General features: G+C 66.7%; 13 protein-coding genes. 11 read left to right on the forward strand and 2 right to left on the reverse strand.

What is annotated here, in order from left to right:
- Positions 1–55 precede the first annotated feature (55 nt).
- From J8I35_RS00995 to J8I35_RS01030, 8 genes are all read left to right on the forward strand, one after another.
- Positions 56–565, forward strand: a complete 510-nt coding sequence (locus tag J8I35_RS00995) for a DUF1269 domain-containing protein (protein WP_124555199.1) — start codon at positions 56–58, stop codon at positions 563–565.
- 216 nt (positions 566–781) lie between these two features.
- Entirely contained in the window at positions 782–1,297 is a 516-nt protein-coding gene (locus J8I35_RS01000; protein WP_089490082.1) for a hypothetical protein, read from the forward strand.
- A 104-nt stretch (positions 1,298–1,401) separates the two neighbouring features.
- Positions 1,402–2,553, forward strand: coding sequence for a c-type cytochrome (locus J8I35_RS01005; RefSeq protein WP_124592620.1), 1,152 nt, complete (start codon positions 1,402–1,404; stop codon positions 2,551–2,553).
- Between the two features lie 13 nt (positions 2,554–2,566).
- Positions 2,567–4,321 carry a cytochrome c oxidase subunit I gene (gene ctaD, locus J8I35_RS01010; RefSeq protein ID WP_209924233.1) on the forward strand — a complete coding sequence of 585 codons (1,755 nt, stop codon included), beginning with the start codon at positions 2,567–2,569 and terminating at the stop codon, positions 4,319–4,321.
- The gene (locus J8I35_RS01015) at positions 4,318–4,929 is read left to right on the forward strand and encodes a cytochrome c oxidase subunit 3 (protein ID WP_209924234.1); all 612 of its coding nucleotides are present in this window, start codon (positions 4,318–4,320) and stop codon (positions 4,927–4,929) included. Before ctaD ends, J8I35_RS01015 begins: the two co-directional genes overlap by 4 nt.
- Positions 4,926–5,645 carry a heme-copper oxidase subunit III family protein gene (locus J8I35_RS01020; RefSeq protein WP_050013532.1) on the forward strand — a complete coding sequence of 240 codons (720 nt, stop codon included), beginning with the start codon at positions 4,926–4,928 and terminating at the stop codon, positions 5,643–5,645. The genes J8I35_RS01015 and J8I35_RS01020 overlap by 4 nt, the downstream gene beginning before the upstream one ends.
- 8 nt (positions 5,646–5,653) lie before the next feature.
- Positions 5,654–5,995 (forward strand): cytochrome C oxidase subunit IV family protein, encoded by a 342-nt coding sequence (locus J8I35_RS01025; RefSeq protein WP_209924235.1) that lies wholly within the window; start codon positions 5,654–5,656, stop codon positions 5,993–5,995.
- Positions 5,996–6,051: 56 nt separating this feature from the next.
- Complete coding sequence (locus tag J8I35_RS01030) at positions 6,052–6,366, forward strand: high-potential iron-sulfur protein (RefSeq protein WP_124630074.1); 315 nt, start codon at positions 6,052–6,054, stop codon at positions 6,364–6,366.
- A 251-nt stretch (positions 6,367–6,617) separates the two neighbouring features.
- On the opposite strand, the gene J8I35_RS01035 is transcribed toward J8I35_RS01030, so the two are convergent.
- Both J8I35_RS01035 and J8I35_RS01040 read right to left on the reverse strand, forming a co-directional pair.
- Positions 6,618–7,088, reverse strand: coding sequence for a MaoC family dehydratase (locus J8I35_RS01035; protein ID WP_124555073.1), 471 nt, complete (start codon positions 7,086–7,088; stop codon positions 6,618–6,620).
- A 58-nt stretch (positions 7,089–7,146) separates the two neighbouring features.
- The gene (locus tag J8I35_RS01040) at positions 7,147–8,238 is read right to left on the reverse strand and encodes a carboxymuconolactone decarboxylase family protein (protein WP_209924236.1); all 1,092 of its coding nucleotides are present in this window, start codon (positions 8,236–8,238) and stop codon (positions 7,147–7,149) included.
- 253 nt (positions 8,239–8,491) lie between these two features.
- On the opposite strand from J8I35_RS01040, the gene J8I35_RS01045 reads away from it, so the two are divergent.
- From J8I35_RS01045 to J8I35_RS01055, 3 genes are all read left to right on the forward strand, one after another.
- A complete protein-coding gene (locus tag J8I35_RS01045; RefSeq protein WP_124555198.1) occupies positions 8,492–9,250 on the forward strand; it encodes a glucose 1-dehydrogenase in 759 nt (252 codons plus the stop codon).
- A 74-nt stretch (positions 9,251–9,324) separates the two neighbouring features.
- The gene (gene ccrA / locus J8I35_RS01050) at positions 9,325–10,602 is read left to right on the forward strand and encodes a crotonyl-CoA carboxylase/reductase (RefSeq protein ID WP_209924237.1); all 1,278 of its coding nucleotides are present in this window, start codon (positions 9,325–9,327) and stop codon (positions 10,600–10,602) included.
- 32 nt (positions 10,603–10,634) lie between these two features.
- A complete protein-coding gene (locus J8I35_RS01055) occupies positions 10,635–14,513 on the forward strand; it encodes a type I polyketide synthase (RefSeq protein ID WP_209924238.1) in 3,879 nt (1,292 codons plus the stop codon).
- Positions 14,514–14,566: the final 53 nt, after the last annotated feature.

The raw sequence follows: 14,566 nt of genomic DNA on the forward strand, positions 1-14,566 counted from the left end.
CGCCGATGCTGACATAGAATGGAAAGTGCGATTGATTGCAAAAAGGGGTGTCAACATGAGACGCCTTTATTTCCTCGTACCCGATACGCTGATGGCGAAGGCGATCGTCGATGACTTGCTGCGCGCGCGCATCATCTGGCGCCACATCCACGTCCTCGCGAATCACAGCGTCACACTCGATCAGTTGCCCGAAGCATCGTTGCTGCAAAGCAGCGATGTCGTGCATGCGCTCGAGCGCGGCGTCGCGCTCGGCGGTGCGGCCGGTGCGCTGATCGGCCTCGTCGCGCTGGTATTTCCGCCGGCGGAGCTCGTGATCGCGGGCGGCGCCGTCGTCGGGTTGACGTTGGCAGGAGCGGGTTTCGGGGCGTGGACCGCCGCGATGATCGGCATCTCCGAGCCGAATGCGCGACTCCAGCGATTTCGCGACGCCATTCAGGAAGGCCAGATCCTGATCATGGCCGACGTGCCGGCATCGCGAGAGCAGGAAATCGAAGAGATGGTCGCGCGGCATTTTCCGAACGCGGACCTGGAAGGCGCCGAGCCGACGACACCGATCTTTCCCTGACGCGCGACAGCAGGCCGGCCCGCCCGACACGCGGGTGCATCGACGCGTCGCGTCGAACGCACGGCCGCCACCGCGGGCCGCGCGCGGAGCGGGCCGTTCGCACGTTGCGCCGGCAACGCTGCCCGCCATGCCGAATCGCGCAAGGGACGCCGGCCCGATGCGCGTGACGCCGTCGGAACCGAAGCGTCGACGTCGAATCGTCGACAAGGAGGTCGTATGGAACTGCACATTCGATCGCACCATTGGGCGCGTCGTACGCCCGACTGGGTCGCCGCTGCCGTGGCGGGTCTCGCGGGCGGTGCGCTGGTGATCGCGCTGGAATTCGTCTGGTCGACGCTCGTGCTCGGCGCAAGCCCCTGGCAACCGACACACAAGATCGCGGCGATGGTGATGGGCCGCAGCGCGCTCAGCCAGATGACGCAATTCAACCTTGAAATCGTGGCGATGGCGCTGCTGCTGCACTACGTGCTCGGCGCGATCATGGGGATGATGCTCGCCGCGGTCATGGCGCCGTTCCGCCTCGATTCGAGCGTGGGCATGGAAGCCGCCATCGGGCTGGCGTTCGGGATCGTCGCGTATGGGTGGAACTTCTACGTCATGACGGCCGTGTTCCCGTGGTTCGTCTCCGAGCGGGGGGCCGGGCCGTTGCTGGCCAACCTGTTGTTCGGCGTGGTTGCGGCCATCACCTACGGCAGGCTGGAACGATTGCGCAAGCGGAACGTGGACGACTGACGCATCGCGTTTCCCGCCGCGCCGACCTTGAACACGCGGCGCCCGCGGGAGACGCGGAACCCGGTGTCGGCGGCTCCGGAGAGCGACACGCAGCGAGGTGGCCCATGACCCTTGCGATTGCCCTGGTCCTGATCGTCATCCTGGCGGTGGGGTTTCACTTTGCCAGTCCGTGGTGGATCACGCCCATCGCGTCGAACTGGGTGCGCATGGACGACATGCTGACGATCACGCTCGTCATCACCGGCGCATTCTTCGTCGCAATCAACCTGTTCATCGTGGTCGCGCTCGTGCGCTATCGCCACCGCAGCGGGCATCGCGCGGCCTACGAGCCGCACAACCGGCCGCTGGAATGGTGGCTGATCGGCCTGACCGCCGTCGGCGTGGCGGCGTTGCTGGCGCCGGGCCTGTTCGTCTACGCCGACTACATCCGGCCGCCGCGCAACGTGCTGCAGATGGAAGTGCTCGGCCAGCAATGGCAATGGCGCTTCCGCTTCGCCGGCCCCGGCGGGAAGCTGGGCACGACCGACGTGCGCTACATGAGCAACGACAACCCGTTCGGCATGAACCCCGCCGACCCCAACGGCCGCGACAACTACCTGATCGAGACACCCGAGGTGCACCTGCCGCTCAACCGGCCGGTGCAGGTCCTGACACGGTCGCGCGACGTGCTGCACGACTTCTACGTCCCGCCGTTCCGGGCGCGCATGAACATGGTGCCGGGCATGGTGACGACCTTCTGGTTCACGCCGACCAAGGCCGGGCGTTACGACATCCTGTGCGCGCAACTTTGCGGGATCGGGCATTCGACCATGCGCGGCGTGGTGGTGGTGGAAGACGAAGCCGCGTTCTCGCGCTGGCTGGCGCAGCAGACCACGTTCGCCCAACGGCAGCAGGCCCGCGTGCAGGCCGCCCCCGCCGCGGCCGGAGGCAGCGCGCAGGCGCTTGCCGACCTGGGCAAGACGCTCGCGGCCGCCAAGGGCTGCGTCGCCTGTCACACCGTGGACGGCACGCCGCGCGTCGGCCCGACGTGGAAGGGCCTGTACGGCAAGACCGAAACGATGGCCGACGGCAGCACCGCGAAGGTGGACGAAGCCTACCTGCGCGCGTTTATCCGCGATCCGACGGCCCGGGTCGTGAAGGGCTTCTCGCCGATCATGCCGCGCTTCGACCTGAGCGAGCAGGAACTGACCGCGCTGGTGGCCTATATCAAGGCGCAAGGCGGGCCGGCCCCCGCAAGCAGCGCAGCCCAACCCTGACGGAGCGGATGCCATGCCCTACGCGCACCTCGACCATGTCCCGCACAGCTTCTGGACCCGCTATGTGTGGAGCCAGGACCACAAGGTCATCGCCGTGCAGTACGCGCTGACGGCCATCGCCATCGGCCTGGTGGGCCTCGTGCTGTCGGACCTGATGCGGCTGCAGCTCGGCTTTCCGGGCAAGTTCGCTTTCATCGACGCGAACCACTACTACCAGTTCGTCACCATGCACGGGATGATCATGGTGATCTACCTGCTGACGGCATTGTTTCTCGGCGGCTTCGGCAACTATCTGATCCCGCTGATGCTGGGCGCGCGCGACATGGTGTTCCCGTTTCTCAACATGCTGAGCTACTGGGTTTACCTGCTGGCCGTGCTGGTGCTGGCGGCGAGCTTCTTCGTGCCGGGCGGGCCGACCGGCGCGGGCTGGACGCTGTATCCGCCGCAGGCCATCCTGCCGGGCACGCCGGGCGTCGAATGGGGCATCGTGCTGATGCTCGTGTCGCTGGCGATCTTCATCGTCGCGGCCACGATGGGCGGCCTGAACTACGTGACCACCACGCTGCAGGCGCGCACGCGCGGCATGACGCTGATGCGCATGCCGCTCACGGTGTGGGGCATCTTCATCGCGACCATCATGGCGCTGCTGGCGTTTCCGGCGCTGTTCGTGTCGGCGGTCATGATGCTGCTCGACAGGACGCTCGGCACCAGTTTCTTCATCCCGGCCGTGGTGTCGATGGGGCAGACGCTCAAGCATGCCGGCGGCAGCCCGCTGCTGTTCCAGCACCTGTTCTGGTTCTTCGGGCATCCGGAGGTCTACATCGTCGCGCTGCCGGCCTTCGGCATCGCGTCGGACCTGATCAGCACGCACGCGCGCAAGAGCATCTTCGGCTACCGGATGATGGTGTGGGCGATCGTCGTCATCGGCGCGCTGAGCTTCGTGGTCTGGGCGCACCACATGTTCGTCGCCGGCATGAATCCGTACTTCGGCTTCTTTTTCGCGACGACCACGCTCGTCATCGCCGTCCCGACCGCCCTCAAGGTCTACAACTGGGTGCTGACGCTGTGGCGCGGCGATATCCACCTGACCGTGCCGATGCTGTTCGCCATCGGCTTCGTCAGCACCTTCGTGCTGGGCGGGCTGACCGGGCTCTACCTCGGCAACGTGAGCGTCGACATCCCGCTGTCGAACACGTACTTCGTGGTCGCGCATTTCCACATGGTGATGGCCGTGTCGCCGATCCTGGTGGTGTTCGGCGGCATTTACCACTGGTACCCGAAGGTGACGGGCCGCATGCTCGACGACAGACTCGGGCGCGCGCATTTCTGGATCACCTTCGTCGGCACCTATGCGATCTACTTCCCGATGCACTATCTCGGCATCCTTGGCATGCCGCGGCGGTATTACGCCTATCAGGGCTACAGCTTCATTCCGCATTCGGCACAGACGCTCAACACGTTCATCACCGTCGTCGCGCTGATCGTCGCGGCGGCGCAGTTGCTGTTCCTGTTCAATCTCGCGTGGAGCCTCGTGCACGGCCGGCGTGCCGACGGCAATCCGTGGCGCGCCACCACGCTGGAGTGGCAGACGCCGCAGACGCCGCCCGTGCACGGCAACTGGGGCGCGGCGCTGCCGGTCGTCTATCGCTGGGCATACGAATACAGTCCGCCGGGACAAGGGGCAGACTTCGTGCCGCAAAACCAGCCGCCCGCGACGGCGCCTGAACCGGTCCATCCGACGCTTCACCCCGGCGAGGCCCGCGAATGACCACGCTGCCGCGCCCCTTCGTTCCCGACGCGCCGCCCGGCTTGCCGCACGCGGGCCGCATCGGTCTGATCGTGTTCATGGCGGTCGCCACGACGTTGTTTTCGCTGCTGCTGCTCGCCTATGCGATGCGCATGCGCGAACCCGACTGGCAGCCGATCCCGCATCCGGCGCTGCTGTGGTGGAACACCGGTGCGTTGGTGCTCGCAAGCGTCGCGATGCAGCGTGCCCGGCAACCGGCCGTGCACCGCATGGCGTGGCTGGTGGGCGGCGGCGTGCTGGCGGCCGTGTTCGTGATCGGGCAACTGACCGCCTGGCACATGCTGGCGGCGGCCGGGCAGACCGTCACCGTCAATCCGTCCAACAGCTTCCTTTACCTGCTCACGGGCCTGCACGGGTTGCATGTGCTGGGCGGGCTCGTGGCGTGGGCCGTGACGATCGCGCAGCTCCGGCGCGCGGATCCATTCCGGGCCCGGCGCGCCATCGCGCTGTGCGCGCTTTACTGGCATTTCCTGCTTGCGGTCTGGCTCGTGCTGCTGGCGGCGATGTGGTGGCTTACACCCGGGATCGTCGCCGCGATCTGCGGGCCGCTGTATGGAGCCGCGCCATGACCTCGCCCACGGTGCACACCGAATCCGCTGCCGAATCGCCGGCGGCCCGGCCCGCCGACGCCCGGCCCGACGGCTGGCGCGGCATCGTCACCGACTGGTCGGCCGACCGCGAAGCCTTCAAGGTGCCGTGGGGCAAGGCGATGATGTGGATCTTCCTGCTGTCGGACACGTTCGTCTTCAGCAGCTTCCTGATCGGCTACATGTCGGTGCGCATGTCGACCACGGCGCCGTGGCCCGACACGTCCAAGGTGTTCGGGCTCACGGTGGGCGGCCTGGATGTGCCGTTGCTTCTGATTGCCATCATGACGTTCATCCTGATCACCAGCAGCGGCACCATGGCGATGGCGGTCAACTTCGGCTACCGGCGCAACGCCAGGCGCGCCGGCGCGTTGCTGCTCGCGACCGCGCTGCTGGGCGCGAGCTTCGTGTCGATGCAGGCCCTCGAATGGACCAAGCTGATCGTCCACGAAGGTATCCGGCCCTGGGGCAACCCGCTGGGCGCGGCGCAGTTCGGCGCGTGCTTCTTCACGATCACCGGCTTCCACGGCTTTCACGTGACCTGCGGCGTGATCTACCTGCTGCTGATCGCACGCAAGATCCGGCAGCCGGGTTTCGCCGAACACGGCAACTTCCAGATCGTCGAAATCGCCGGCCTGTACTGGCACTTCGTCGACCTGGTGTGGGTGTTCATCTTCGCGCTGTTCTATTTGTGGTGAGGCAGGCCATGGAGCACACCGATCCCGCCGATCGACCCGACGCCCCACACGGCCAGCAGCATCCGATCGGCCTCTACCTGAAGATCTGGGGCCTGCTGTTCGTGCTGAGCACGTTGTCGTACCTGGTCGACTACTTCAACGTGCAGGGCCTGCCGCGCTGGGTGCTGATCGTCGTGCTGATGATCGCGAAGGCCGGGCTGATCGTGTCGATCTTCATGCACATGATGTGGGAGCGGCTGGCACTCGTGTATGCGATCCTGATCCCGCCGTTGTGCCTGCTGGTGCTCATGGTGCTGATGGCGGCGGAAGCGCATCACACGTTCGGGATGCGGGCGCTGTTCTTCCACTGATTCATTCGACGGCCGATTCGCGGACATCCGTTCACGCAAACACGGAGGAGGACGCCATGAAGTTTTCACGCCGACGTTTTATCGCAACCACCACCGTTCTGGCATCCGCACTGGCCTTGGGACGCCGCGCGGCGGCGGCGGATGCCGGTGCCGTGAAGGAGTCCGATGCAAATGCCCAGACGCTCGGCTACAAGACGGATGCCAGCCGGGTCGACCATGCGAAGTTCCCGAAACTCCAGGCGGGCGAGACCTGCTCGAACTGCCAGTTCTTCCAGGGCAAGGCCGGCGCCGGGATGGGGCCGTGCGCCATTTTCGGCGGCAAGCAGGTCAATGCTAAAGGCTGGTGCAGCGCCTATTCGAAAAAGGCGTAGCGCGGCAGGGACGGCGTGGCGGCCGTGCGGCTGAATCGTCGTGGTCGACGGGGGCGCCGGCGAACATCGTCTCGTCGACGACGATGCCGAGCGACGTGCTGGCCCGCCGGTGCGTCGCCCATGCGATCGCTGCGGCCGGCCGAGCGCGTACCCATGTCGCACGTCAGGCGTCGATCATCGGCGACGAAGCGGGCTCGCGTGATCGCGGGTCGCGCGCGCGACGACGCCGGCAGTCCCGCTTCGATCGGCCGTCAAACCGCCTGATCCTGCACGCTCGCCGCGTCCTTCCTGCGCGCCGCCGCATTCGTGGGCATTACCACCGCCGTGCCTTCCACGACGACGAGGCCGTCGACTTCGCAACGGGTTTCCAGCACGACCCGACGCCGGCTCGCGAGAATCTCCTTGACCGTCACCGTCGCGAGAACCGTTTCGCCCAGCTTGACCGGGCGGCGGAATTGCAGATCCTGCGACAGGTAGATCGAGCCGGGCCCCGGCAGATGCGTCGCGATCGCCGCCGATATCACGGAGGCGGACAACATGCCGTGCGCGATGCGGCCGCCGAAAAACGTTCGCTGCGCATAGGCCTCGTCGAGATGCACGGGGTTCCGGTCGCCGGTCGCGTTCGCGAACAGCTGCACGTCGTGCTCGGAAAGGGTCTTCGAAAAGCACGCGTTCATGCCGGGCATGAGATCCTCGAGATCGTATCCGCCTTCATCGTTCATCGTCGTTTCCTGTGTCGTTCGTGCCGAATGGTATGGGGGAGGCGGAGCGCCTTCGTCTTCAGGCCAGCACGTTGCCGTGCTCGCGCGCCGCGTGCCGATCCGCCGAGGCGAACGACTGGTGCGCCACGGCGAGCGCCCATTGCACGGCCAGCACGCCGGCATGCGGCAGTGCGCCGACGATGGTCTCGACGATCTCGTGCCGCGATGCGCCCGACCGGCGTGCGTCGCCGATGTGCGTGGTAAGCGAGTGGGCATCGGCATTGCGCGCGAGGCAGGTCAGGCACGCGATTGACGTGAGGTGGCGCGCTTTCGCATGCTCGACCGGCTCGTCGCCCGATGCCGCACTGGCCAGCCGGTCGACGCCACGCGCGATGGCAGACGACATGTCCGCGAAGCCGCCTACCGCTGGCGGCGGACACAGGTCGCGTTGCAGCGCATGCTGCTCGGCCGGCGCGTTCGCCTGGATCTCCGCCGAGCCGCCCTGCGCGGCGTTGAGCGCACCGAACGCATCGAACACGTCGAGCACGATGCGGGACACGGGCAGGATGAGCGGCCAGCCGATATAGCCGGTCAGTTGAATCAATACCTCCGTCAGCTCGCTGCGCGTCCAGCCAGCGTGCAAACAGGCGTTCACATGTGCACGAACCGCGTCGTGCCGGTTTTCGCACGCGATGACGATCGCGAGCGCGGTGAGGCGGCGCTCCTTCGGCGTCAGCGCATTGAATGGCCGTGGCCGGCGTTGCAACAGCGTGGCGATCGCCGCTTCGGAATCCTTGAAAAGATCGACGTCGAGGCCGATATCGATGTCACGCTCGCGCAACAACGCGACGATGTGGCGCATCGCGGCCATGGCCACCGGCACGCCTGCGTAATGGAGCGTCTCGAACGCCGCGTCGAACACCGCATGCGGCGCCCAGCCGGTATTCAGCATGCCGCCCGCGTGGTATTTCAGGGCACCATCCGTATTGCCCATCGTCGCGAGCACCGCGACCGTGACGAGTTCCCGATGCTTCAGCGAGAGGTTGGGGCGCGCGATGATGTCGGCATAAGCGCCCTCGATGAGCAATCGCTTGAAATCGGGGTCGAGACGCTCGAGCGCCGCGCTCAGGTCGACGAAGCCTTCGTCGCCGATCGCGTGAATGACGGACATGCCGAGTTCATGCCGGGTGATCGTATTCGCGCGCATAGGAGGCCGATGAATTGAAGGTGAAGTGTCGTGACGTCAGCGATGATATTCGTCCGTCCGACAATCAAATTTGAACTTTTTTCACTTTTCATCGGCGCAGGGTTTTCGCCGTCTAGAATCCATCCCGTCAAGAACCGACGATTCATTTGCGATTCGATCTGAAAAAGATTGGGGTGGTGATGACGGGGCCTGCATATCAACGCGACTGGAGAATACGATGCTGAAGCTTCATCAAAAGGTTGCCCTCGTGACCGGGGGAAGTTCGGGTATCGGCCGGACCACGGCATTGCTGTTCGCCGGCGAAGGCGCGCGGGTCGCGATCGCGTCGCGCCGCATCGACGAAGGTCTGGCCGTCGTCGAAGAGATCCGCCGCGCGGGCGGCGAGGCGCTGTTCGTGAAGACCGACGTGTCCAGCGCGGAGGATTGCGCGCACATGGTCGCGCAGACCGTACGTGAATTCGGCCGGCTCGATATCGCGTTCAATAACGCTGGCGTGGAGGCATTCGGCAAAGCCGTGGCCGATACCGACGAGGCGAGCTGGGATTACGTGATGGATATCAATCTGAAAGGGATGTTCCTTTCGATGAAATACGAAATTCCGGAAATGCTGAAAGCGGGCGGCGGCGCGATCGTCAATATGTCGTCCACGTATGGCCTCGTGGCATCGGCATTCGGTGGTTGCAGTTATCACGCGTCGAAGGCCGGCATCCTCGGGCTGACGAAAGCGGCCGCGCTCGAATATGCGAAGCAGAATATCCGTGTCAACGCGATCTGCCCGGCGTTCGTGGCGACGGCGATGGTGGAGAAGTTTCTCGATGAAACCGGCATGACCGACCAGATCAAGGCGTTTCATCCGGTCGGCCGGCTGGGGACCGAACAGGAAATCGCGGAGGCGGTCACGTTCCTCGCGAGCGACGCGTCCTCGTTCATGACCGGCACCGCGCTGTCGGTGGACGGCGGGATGGCCGCGACGTGATGCGCACGACCGCGTCACGGGCGGCCTAGCGCGAGTACAACGCTTATCGGATCAACTCTTTCATGAATATTGTTATGGATACCAAAACGATAGATCTGGTTGTCGAAACGAGAAGGAACGCGCCGGAACTGTTCGACATCGGCAGCGCGATTCCGCTGGGCATCGTGCCGAAGAAAATGCACGCGTGGACGATTCGCCGTGAGAACCACGGGGAGCCGCAGCACGCATTCACGAACGAAATCGTCGACGTGCCATCGCTCGGCCCGAACGACGTGCTGGTGCTCGTGATGGCGGCCGGCGTCAACTACAACGGCGTGTGGGCGGCGCTCGGCCAGCCGTTCTCGGTGCTGGACCTGCATGACGATCCGTATCACATCACCGGCTCGGATGCGGCGGGCATCGTATGGGCCGTCGGGTCGAACGTGAAGAAGTGGAAGGTCGGCGACGAGGTGGTCGCGCACTGCTCCCAGGTCGATGGCGACGACGAGGAATGCAACGGCGGCGATCCGATGCTGTCCCCGTCGCAACGCATCTGGGGTTACGAAACCTCGCATGGTTCGTTCGCGCAGTTCGCGCGCGTGCAGTCGACGCAGCTGATGCCGCGCCCGAAACACCTCACGTGGGCCGCCAGCGCCTGCTATATGCTCACGCTCGCGACTGCATACCGGATGCTGTTCGGTCACAAGCCGCACGTGCTTTCCGCGGGGCAATCGGTGCTCGTGTGGGGCGCGGCGGGCGGGCTCGGAACGATGGCGATCCAGCTCGCGGCGCTGGCAGGTGCACGCCCCGTCGCCGTGGTCTCCGATGCGTCGAAGGCCGAGTTCGTCAAGCGGCTCGGCGCGGTGGGCGTGATCAACCGTTCGGATTTTTCGTGCTGGGGCGCGCCGCCGCCCGTCGATGCGAAGGCCGAGTACGCGGCCTATGTCGATGAAGTCAAGAAGTTCGGAAAGGCGATCTGGGTTGCACTCGGCGAAAAGCGCGACGTCGACATGGTGTTCGAGCACCCGGGCCGCAATACGTTCGCCCCGTCCTGCTACGTCGTGAAACGCGGCGGCATGGTCGTGTTCTGCGCGGCGACGAGCGGCTACGACCTGACCTGCGATGCGCGCTACGTGTGGATGCGCCAGAAACGCATTCAGGGCAGCCACTTCGCGAACCTCAAGGAAGCGTCGCAGGCCAACCGGCTCGTGATGAGCGGCAAGATCGACCCGTGCCTGTCGGAAGTGTTTCCATGGAGCCGCCTGCCGGACGCGCACGCGAAGATCCGCGAGAACCGGCACCTGCCCGGCAACATGGCCGTGCTCGTCCAGGCGAGCAGCAGCGACGATCTCGCCGCGGCGAACCGCCACTAGGCCGGATGAACCCTTCCCGCCGAGAGGACGGTATGAACCAGTCAAACACGCAAGCGCAACGGGTCGCCATCATCGGCATGTCGTGCCGTTTTCCGGGCGGCGCGTCCTGTGCGTCGAGCTATTGGACGCTGCTGAATTCCGGACGCACGGCGATCCGCGAAACGCCGCGCGAACGCTTCGATGTCGATGCGTTCTATTCGCCGGATACGGACGAGCCCGGTACCACGTATTCGCGCGTGGCCGGCTATGTCGACGATCCGTTCCGCTTCGACCGTAAGTTGTTCCGCACCTCGGCGGCCGAGGCGATGGAGATGGATCCGCAGCAGCGCTGGATGCTCGAACTCGCATGGGCGGCGCTCGAGAACGCGGGCATCGCGCCGGGCCGGCTGCGCGGCAGGAACGTCGGGGTCTTCATGACGATCGGCGAGGCCGACTATGGCCGGCGCACCGTCTGGTCCGGCGATCCATCGCGCATCACCACCTATTCGAAGCTCGGCAACCTGCGCGCGATGGCCCCCGGGCGCGTCGCGCACATACTGGGCTTGAGCGGGCCCGCGATCTTCGTCGATACGACCTGTTCGTCGTCGCTGGTCGCGATCCATCTCGCCGCGCAGAGCCTGCAGGGCGGCGAATGCGACGTCGCGATCGCCGGCGGCGTGAACCTGATCCTCGGGCCGGAGGAAACGATCGGCATCGCGCGGCTCCAGGCGATGTCCATCTCCGGGCAATGTCGTCCGTTCGACGCGAGCGCCGACGGTTATATTCGCGGCGAAGGCGGCGGCGTGATCGTGATGAAGCGGCATGACGACGCGCTCGCGCATGGCGACCGCATCGATGCGGTGCTGATCGGGTCGGCCGTCAACAGCGACGGAGCGAGCAACGGTCTCACCGCGCCGAACGGCGCGGCCCAGGAAGCCGTCATTCGCCGGGCGATGATGCGGGCGGGCGTTCGGCCGGAAGCGGTTGCGTACGTGGAAGCGCATGGTACGGGCACGGCGCTTGGCGATCCGATCGAGCTTTCCGCGCTGCGTAACGTCTATGCGCGTGCCGTCGCACGCGACAAGCCGATCCTCGTCGGCTCCGTGAAGTCGCAGCTCGGGCATCTGGAGGGCGCCGCGGGCATGGCCGGCTTCATCAAGGCGATGCTGATCCTGCGGCACCGGCACGTGCCCGCGCAGGTGAACTTCGAGACGCCGAACCCGCGGTTTCACTGGGAAGGCGCGCAGCTCGCCATTCCGCGCGAAGGCACGCCGCTCGGCGAAGGCGAGACGCTGGTCGGCGTGAGCGGTTTCGGCATCACCGGGACCAACGTCCACCTGATTCTGTCCGCGCCGGCGCTCGTATCGGACGCCGGTGCGCCGATCGAGCGCGAACGCGTATTGACGCTTTCCGGGCGCTCGCCGGACGCGCGGCGGCGTGTCGCGGCGGCATGGCGGGCGTGGCTTGCGGGCACGTCCGTCCCGCTGCGCGATGCGTGTCACACGTCGAACGTCCGGCGCGATCATTTCGATCATCGCGTCGCGCTGGTCGGCACGACGAAAGCGGATTTCATCGACGCGCTCGACGCCTTCCTCGCGGGCGATCCGTCCGGGAACTGGCATGCGGGCGAACCGCCGCGCAAGCCCCGCGTCGCGTTTCTCGTGCCCGGTCAGGGCGCATGGCAGCCGGGCGTCGGCGGGAATCTCTACCACGGCAACGGCCTGTTCCGCAAACACGCGGACGCGTGCCTGCGCCTGCTGGGCGGCGAGACGGCGCGCGACGTGCTCGATGCGATCGTCGGCCGCAGCGCGCAAGCGGTGCGTCATCATCCGGGGCAATTGGCCCACTTCGTCGTGTGCTATGCGCTCGCGCGTACCTGGATGGAACTCGGCGTACAGCCCGACCTGCTGATCGGGCATTCGCTCGGCGAGCACGTGGCCGCCGTGATCGGCGGCGTGATGTCGCTCGCCGACGGCCTCGCCGCCGTGGAGGCACGTGGCCGACTGTTCGACACCGCGACGCCGGCCGGCGCGATGCTCGCGGTGGCTGCCGCGGCCGACGAACTCTCCACGCGCTTCGCGTTCGGGACGGATCTGTTCGTCGCCGGCATCAACGGGCCGGGGCAGACCGTCGTGAGCGGTACGCAGGAAGCGGTGGCGCGCGTGCACGACGCGATGGTCGCGGCGGGCAAACGCGTGTCGCTGCTGAAGACCTACGACACGCCGGGCCATTCGCCGATGCTGCGTTCGATGCGCGAAGCGTTCCGGCGTGCGCTCGAACCGCTGACGTTCGCGCCGCCGTCGATTCCGCTCGTCTCCACCCTCACGGGCGCCGTCGCGACCGATGCGATCGCCGGCGTCGAGCACTGGCTCGATCTCGTCGAACAGCCGGTGCGTTTTCATGACGCGTTGCTCGCGGCCTCGGACGGCAAGACGCTCTTCGTCGAAGTGGGACCCGGCGCGGCGCTGTCGAAGCTCGCGCGCGCCGCCGCGGGCGGCGAATGGCAATGCGCGATCGCGTCGCTCGCGGACGGCCCGGAAGGCGATGAGGAAACCGAAGCGACCGGCTTTGCCCATGGCTGCGCACGTCTTTACGGCGAAGGGCAGAAGATCGCATGGCACAAGCTGTACGGCAATGCGCCTGCGCCGGCCGAAGCGCCGGGTTACGCGTTCGACACCGAGCGTTTCGAGCTGCCGTTCCCCGATCTCGCCGAAGCGGGGCGCGGCCCGGTGCGCCGACGAAGTGGCGTCGCATCGAGCGAGGCGGCCCGGCCGCCGCATTCGAGCGCGGCCGATTGCGCCGACGCGGCACCGGCGGGCGCGGCGCAGATGGTCGCGACGCTGCGCACGATCGCGGCAGCGGTCGCCCCGGATACCGTCGTGCTCGACGACGGGCTTTCGCTCGTCGGCCAGGGGCTCGACTCGCTGGCGCTGACGGAGCTGCGGGTCCGCCTGCATCAACGGCTCGGCAAGATGCCGCCGATCGCCATGCTGGCGCGCGGCGCATCGCTCCAGACGCTGGCGGCGTGGTTCGCCGCGACGGACGGTGACGCGCCTGCTCGCGAAGTCCTCGCGACCGATCCGCGACGACCGGCCGGAGCGGGCGGTGACGTCGGCCTCGTCGTGACGCTGCGCGAGGGGGGCGGGCCGCTCGTGGCGCTCGTGCATCCGGTCGGTGGAAACGTGCTGTGTTATCAGGAACTGGCCGCCTCATGGCCGGGGGATCCGACGGTCGTCGCGATCCGTCATCCGTACGCGGACCAGGGCCATGCGCCCGCGTATCTTTCGATCGCGCAACTGGCGTCGCGCTATCGCGCGGCGCTGCTCGCGACGCACGGCAGGCAGCCCGATCTGCTCGGCGGCTGGTCGTTCGGCGGGATCGTCGCGCACGAAATGGCCGCGCAGTGGGAGTCGGAGGGCGAGAGCGCCCCGCCGTTGATGATCGTCGACAGCCCGCTCCACGACGGCGAATTCGCCACGCGGTTGCGCGCACTGGCCGCTGATCTTGCGCCGGACGACGGCGCGCAGGCAGTCGAGCGATGGCTGGCCGACCCGCGTTTCGATGCAATGCTCGACCAGGACTTCTATCTCGCCGACGTGCGCCGCCGGGCCCAGCCCGCGATGTTCGACCACATCGCGCGGCTGCATGCCGTGAGCGCGGTGGCGCTCGCACGCCATCACCCGAAACAGGTGCAAACGCGCATCGGATACGCGCTCGCTGCACGCGACAAGCGCGGGATGTCGAGCATGCTGGCAGAGCAGCAACTGGGCCGTCTCGGGCACGGCGGCGTCACGGTCAGCGTGTTCGATGACGACCACAACTCCATCGTGCGTGAACCTTCGGTGCGGCGCCTGGCGCACCTTTTCGGTGGACGCGATACCGATGAGCCGCATGCCGAGCCAGAACCGCTGATGCGCGCGACGCCCGCATAGACGCTCCCTTGCCGTTTTCCCGGTGCGGCGTCGCCGCCGCGCCTTCATCGTTC

Origin of the sequence: Burkholderia sp. CpTa8-5 (genome assembly GCF_017815045.1) — a bacterium.
Lineage (GTDB): Bacteria > Pseudomonadota > Gammaproteobacteria > Burkholderiales > Burkholderiaceae > Burkholderia > Burkholderia sola.

Excerpts from the sequence above, each read along its gene's own strand:
- J8I35_RS01020 (WP_050013532.1), top strand. The coding sequence starts at position 4,926 with ATGACCTCGCCCACGGTGCACACCGAATCCGCTGCCGAATCGCCGGCG.
- J8I35_RS01045 (WP_124555198.1), top strand. The coding sequence starts at position 8,492 with ATGCTGAAGCTTCATCAAAAGGTTGCCCTCGTGACCGGGGGAAGTTCG.
- ctaD (WP_209924233.1), top strand. The coding sequence starts at position 2,567 with ATGCCCTACGCGCACCTCGACCATGTCCCGCACAGCTTCTGGACCCGC.
- J8I35_RS01035 (WP_124555073.1), bottom strand. The coding sequence starts at position 7,088 with ATGAACGATGAAGGCGGATACGATCTCGAGGATCTCATGCCCGGCATG.
- J8I35_RS01005 (WP_124592620.1), top strand. The coding sequence starts at position 1,402 with ATGACCCTTGCGATTGCCCTGGTCCTGATCGTCATCCTGGCGGTGGGG.
- J8I35_RS00995 (WP_124555199.1), top strand. The coding sequence starts at position 56 with ATGAGACGCCTTTATTTCCTCGTACCCGATACGCTGATGGCGAAGGCG.
- J8I35_RS01025 (WP_209924235.1), top strand. The coding sequence starts at position 5,654 with ATGGAGCACACCGATCCCGCCGATCGACCCGACGCCCCACACGGCCAG.
- J8I35_RS01015 (WP_209924234.1), top strand. The coding sequence starts at position 4,318 with ATGACCACGCTGCCGCGCCCCTTCGTTCCCGACGCGCCGCCCGGCTTG.
- ccrA (WP_209924237.1), top strand. The coding sequence starts at position 9,325 with ATGGATACCAAAACGATAGATCTGGTTGTCGAAACGAGAAGGAACGCG.
- J8I35_RS01040 (WP_209924236.1), bottom strand. The coding sequence starts at position 8,238 with ATGTCCGTCATTCACGCGATCGGCGACGAAGGCTTCGTCGACCTGAGC.
- J8I35_RS01055 (WP_209924238.1), top strand. The coding sequence starts at position 10,635 with ATGAACCAGTCAAACACGCAAGCGCAACGGGTCGCCATCATCGGCATG.
- J8I35_RS01000 (WP_089490082.1), top strand. The coding sequence starts at position 782 with ATGGAACTGCACATTCGATCGCACCATTGGGCGCGTCGTACGCCCGAC.
- J8I35_RS01030 (WP_124630074.1), top strand. The coding sequence starts at position 6,052 with ATGAAGTTTTCACGCCGACGTTTTATCGCAACCACCACCGTTCTGGCA.